The following is a 4,842-nucleotide window of genomic DNA, read 5'->3' as shown; positions in this document are numbered from 1 at the left end:
CGGGCCGCCGCCGCGGCGGCGAGCGCCGCCCGGGCGTGCGGCAGTACCGCCTCGCCGACCGGGGTGAGCCGCACGGTGCGCCCCGAGCGGTCGAACAGCGGGTGGCCCAGCTCCCGTTCCAGCTGCCGGATCTGGGAGCTCACCCCGGGCTGGCTCAGGTGCAGCAGCTGCGCGGCCCGGGTGAAGCTGCCGTGCTGGGCGACGGTGACGAAGTACTGGAGCTGCCGCAGTTCCATAACTCCTGATCATAGGTGCCAGAACTTCCCGGTCTTGGACGGGCGTACGGTTCCGGCCGCAGGCTGGACGCATGGAAACCGTGCCGCAGGACCAGGACGCCGGGCAGATCCGGTGGATCCGTGCGCAGATCGCGGCCGAGCGCCGCGAACTCGCCGCCGTGTTCGCCGCCTTCACCCGGGAGCAGTGGAACTCGCCCTCGCTGTGCGCGGGTTGGCGGGTCCGCGAGGTGGCCGCGCACCTGAGCACCGGCTTCCGGCACTCGACGGCGCGCACGCTCCTCGAACTCGCCCGCTCCGGCGGCAACGTCCACCGGATGGCCGACCGGATCGCCCGCCGTGACGCCGCCGCCCTGAGCGAGCGCGAACTCGTCGCCGCCATGGCCGACCACGCCGACCACCCCTGGCGCCCGCCGGTCGGCGGCCGGATCGCGGCGCTCGCCCACGACGCCGTCCACGGTCTCGACATCACCGTGGCGCTCGGGCTGCCGGCCCGGCTGCCGGTGGCGCGTACGACCGCCCTGCTGGCCGGTGTCTCACCCCGCACGCTGCGGTTCTTCGGGGCGCGGGTGGACGGGGTCCGGCTGGAGGCGACGGACACGGAGTGGTCCTACGGGCACGGTCGGCTCACCGTGGAGGGGAGGGCGGAGCACCTGCTGCTGGTGGCGTACGGGCGCCGGGTGCCGGAGGGGCTGCTGGCCGGGTCCGGCGCGGGACGGTTCACGGCGGGCGGTGCGTAGCGGGCAGGTGAGCGGTGCTCCACCGGCGGGAGGTGCTTCTCGGCCACCGGCGAGGTCGGCCGTCATGCGGGCCTCCGGGGCCCGTGGCTACGATCGGAAGGAGCACTTCCGGATGGTGGCGAGACGGAAGCCAGGTCGCCGATGGCCCCGAGGTCCGTGCAGTGGCCGCCGTACGTGCGGGTCGCGCCGTGGTTGCTGACCGTCGGCGGGCTGGTGTGGAACGCGCTGGACCCGACCGACTACTGGGGCGATCCGATGCTGGCGGCGGCCGCCGTGCTGGCGGGGGCGCTGCTGATGCTGGGGGACACCGTCGCGGTGGGGGCGGCCAACGCGCTGGGCATCCTGGTGCTGTCCGCCCGGGACGGGTCGCTCGGGACCCGGGCCGGCTTCCTGGAGCTGGGGAACACGGTGTTCGCGGCGCTGCTCGGGATCGCGGTGAACCGGGTGGTGGCCCGGCACGGGCGGCGGTTGGAGCGGGTGCGGTCGGTGGCCGAGGCGGCGCAGCGGGCGGTGCTGCCGGAGCCGCCCGCGCGGGTGGGGCGGCTGTCGGTCGCGGCCTGCTACCGGGCCGCCCAGGACGAGGCGCTGATCGGCGGGGACGCGTACGCGCTGCAGGTCACCCCGTACGGCGTGCGCGGGCTGATCGCCGATGTGCGGGGCAAGGGGCTGCACGCGGTCGGCGCCGTGTCGGTGCTGCTGGGCGCCTTCCGGGAGGGCTCGCACCGGCTGCCGGACCTGGTCGCGCTCGCGGACGCGCTGGAGGACTCGCTGCTGCGGGAGAGCGAGCGGATGAGCGAGGAACTGCGGCTGGAGGGGTTCATCACCGCGCTGCTGGTGGAGTTCCCGCCGGGGGAGGAGAGCGTGCGCACGCTCGACTGCGGGCACCCCGGCCCGTACCTGCTGGGCCCCTACCCGCCGGGCGGGGCCGCGCCCCGGGTGCGCCGGCTGGACGCGGCGGACCCGGGGCTGCCGCTGGGGATGGGCGGGCTGGGCGTGGCGCGTCCGCTGCCGGAGGGGCGGCCGTTCCCGGCCGGGTGCACGCTGCTGCTGGTGACCGACGGGGTCACCGAGGCCCGGGACGCGGCGGGGGAGTTCTACGACCCGGTGCTCGGCCTGGCCCCGCTGGGGCCGTTCACCGGGCCGGGGGAGGTGCTGGACGCGCTGGTGGCGGACGTCGAGCGGTGGACGGGAGGGCCCCGGGACGACGACATGGCGGTGCTGGCGATCACCCGTCGTGCGGAGCCGGGGGCGGACAGTCGGCGCTGAGGGGCGAGGGCGGCGGCCGGTGGACCGGTTCGCGCCGGGGGCGGCTCGTATCCGCCCTGTGATCCCCTTCTACGGCTCGCTTCGGTCACGCCGGTATCACGATGAGGTGACGGTAGGGCTGCACTCCATGGAATCCGGCCAAGTTGAGCGCCTCCGTCCGGTGGCCGGAAAGGTCCCGTCCGAATAGCGGACGTCGAAATGGACCGGCGGGCCCCGGGGTGATCAAGGTGCCCGTCGGGCCGCGCCGCCTTGGCCGAGGGGCGCCGTCGGCGGCGCGGCCGCGCGGGAAGCGTCCATAAGGAGCGCGCAAGGGTCCGGCGGGCGAGTGGCGGGATTCGGCCGACCTGCGGTCCGTCCGGAAACGGACCCGGTGCTTGCCCGGTGTCGAAGGGGTGACCGAGAGTCGCACCAATGAACGAGAAGCCCAGCTCCCGCCAGGCCCGTCTGCTCGGCCACCGCGATTTCCGGCTCCTGCTGACCGGAGCCGCGGCGGCCCAGACGGGCACTCAGGTCACCCTGGTGGCCCTTCCCTTGGTGGCGGTGATGGTGCTCGACGCCACGCCGTTCGAAGTCGGCCTGCTGACCGCCGCCGAGACCGCCGCCTTCCTGCTCATCGGCCTCCTTGCGGGCGCCTGGCTGGACCGGATGCGCAAGCTGCCGGTGCTGATCAGGGCCGACGTGGTGCGCTGCCTGGCCGTGGGGTCGATCCCGCCGGCCGCCGCGCTCGGCGTGCTGACCATGCCGCAGCTCTACCTCGTGGCACTGGTCACCGGGGTGGCGACGGTGTTCTTCGACGTCGCCCACCAGTCCTTCCTGCCCGCCGTCCTGCCGCGCGAGCAACTGGTCGGCGGCAACGGAGCGTTGGAGACGGTCCGCTCCTCGGCGCAGATCGCCGGGCCGGGCCTCGGCGGCGGGCTGGTCCAGCTGCTCGGGGCGCCGCTCGCCATCGTGGCCGACGCCTGCGGCTACCTCGTCTCCGCGCTGCTGCTCGGCCGGATCAAGGTCGAGGAGCAGCGCCCGGAACCCGAACCGGGGCGCTCGCTGCGGGCCGAGGTCGGGGAGGGCGTCCGGTTCGTGCTCGGCCACCCGCTGCTGCGGGCGATCGCGACCGCCACCGCCACGTCCAACCTGTTCTCCGCCGTGCTGACCGCCGTGCAGACGGTGTTCTGGGTACGGGTGCTCGACCTGTCGCCGGGCGCCATCGGCGTGCTGCTGTCGGTCTCCGCCCTCGGCGGACTGGCCGGCGCGCTGTGCGCCGGGCAGCTCGCCCGGTGGATCGGGCAGGCCCGACTGATCTGGCTCTCCACGCTGGTGACGGCACCGTTCGCGATGCTGTGGCCGCTGTCCGGCGGCGGCGCGGGCGTGGTGCTGTTCGGCCTGGCCTCCGGGGTGGTGCTGTTCGGCGCGGTCGCCTACAACGTCGCCCAGGTCAGCTTCCGGCAGAGCCTCTGCCCGCCGGAGCTGCTCGGCCGGATGAACGCCACCATGCGCTTCCTGGTGTGGGGCACCCTGCCGATCGGCGCCCTGGTCGGCGGCGTGGTCGCCGACGCGGCCGGGCCGCGCGCCGCGCTCTGGGTCTGCGCCGTCGGCTTCCTGCTGGTGCCGCTGCCGCTGCTGCTCTCCCCGCTGCGGCGGATGCGCGAGCTGCCGGACCCGGACCGTACGGCGGGGCCGGGCGCGGGCGAGGGCGCGGACGTCTGCGAGGAGGAGAGTGCTGTGAGCCCGGGGGTGTCCTGACCCGCCTGCCTGCCCGTCTGCCTGCCCGCCTGCCCGTAGCAACCGGACCTGAGCAACGCCCCGATCGATCACCTCGACCGATCCCCGACCCGAGCCGCGACCGGAAACCGGAGACCGTTCCCGTGCACGCCAGCATCACCGCCGCCTACCTCGCCCGGTACCGCTCCGCCGCCGCCGAATCCCCGGTGGAGCTGCTCCCGCTGACCGGCGCCCAGCGACGGTTCCTGATCACCCGCCGGCTCACGCCGCAGAGCCGCAGCGACATCGTCCCGCTGACGTTCGCCTACCCGCGCGGCACCCTCGACCTGGAGCGGCTGGCCCGCGCCGCCACCGCGGTGGCCGCCCACCACCCGGCGCTGTGCGGAGGCTTCGCCACTGTGCGCGGCACACCCGTGCTGCGCGCCGGCGGCCCCTCCGCCGAGGCCGCCCGGATCCCCGTCGCCCCCGGCGGCACCGCCCGCGCCGCGCTGCGCGAGGCCCTGCTGGACTGGCCCGCCGACGGGCCCGCGCTGCGCCTGCTGGTGGCCGCGGACCCGGACGGGGAGCCGTCCGCGGACCCGTCCGGGGCCGAGGAACTGCTCGTCGTCGCACTGGACCACGCCGCCTGCGACGAGCGGTCGCTCGGGGTGCTCACCGCCGAGCTCAGCGCCGCGTACGAGCAGGACGAGACTCCCGCGGTCGGGCCCACGCCCCAGGCGCTGGCCGACTACCGGCAGGCCGTCGAGCTGCAGTTGGACGCCGAGGACGCCGCCGGCGGCCCCGCCGCCCAGGCCTACTGGGGCCGTCGGCTGGGCGGCCTGACCGGGGCGGGCGGCAGCGCGGCCACGTCCACCGGCATGCTCACCGAGCGGCTGCCCGCCGCCGAG

General features: G+C 75.7%; 4 protein-coding genes and 1 pseudogene. 4 read left to right on the top strand and 1 reads right to left on the bottom strand.

All coding sequences use genetic code 11. From position 1 onward, the window contains the following. The coding region (locus AE652_RS35370) for a LysR family transcriptional regulator (protein WP_049659095.1) at positions 1 to 236 on the bottom strand (236 nt) is incomplete at its 3' end. 71 nt (positions 237 to 307) lie between these two features. Here AE652_RS35370 and AE652_RS35365 point away from each other — a divergent pair. From AE652_RS35365 to AE652_RS35350, 4 genes and pseudogenes are all read left to right on the top strand, one after another. Further along, the gene (locus tag AE652_RS35365) at positions 308 to 973 is read left to right on the top strand and encodes a maleylpyruvate isomerase family mycothiol-dependent enzyme (RefSeq protein WP_049659094.1); all 666 of its coding nucleotides are present in this window, start codon (positions 308 to 310) and stop codon (positions 971 to 973) included. 141 nt (positions 974 to 1,114) lie between these two features. Then, a complete protein-coding gene (locus tag AE652_RS35360; protein WP_049659093.1) occupies positions 1,115 to 2,239 on the top strand; it encodes a PP2C family protein-serine/threonine phosphatase in 1,125 nt (374 codons plus the stop codon). Between the two features lie 411 nt (positions 2,240 to 2,650). Next, positions 2,651 to 3,976, top strand: coding sequence for an MFS transporter (locus AE652_RS35355; RefSeq protein ID WP_049659092.1), 1,326 nt, complete (start codon positions 2,651 to 2,653; stop codon positions 3,974 to 3,976). Positions 3,977 to 4,098: 122 nt separating this feature from the next. Further along, positions 4,099 to 4,842: pseudogene (locus AE652_RS35350) on the top strand (non-ribosomal peptide synthetase); the annotation flags it as partial.

Origin of the sequence: Kitasatospora sp. MY 5-36, assembly GCF_001182915.1 — a bacterium.
GTDB lineage: Bacteria > Actinomycetota > Actinomycetes > Streptomycetales > Streptomycetaceae > Kitasatospora.
The sequence above is the reverse complement of the archived record's forward strand: the minus strand, read 5'-3'. Positions and strand labels throughout refer to the sequence as shown.

Coding starts and splice junctions, on each gene's coding strand:
- AE652_RS35365 (WP_049659094.1), top strand. CDS start 308: ATGGAAACCGTGCCGCAGGACCAGGACGCCGGGCAGATCCGGTGGATC.
- AE652_RS35360 (WP_049659093.1), top strand. CDS start 1,115: ATGGCCCCGAGGTCCGTGCAGTGGCCGCCGTACGTGCGGGTCGCGCCG.
- AE652_RS35355 (WP_049659092.1), top strand. CDS start 2,651: ATGAACGAGAAGCCCAGCTCCCGCCAGGCCCGTCTGCTCGGCCACCGC.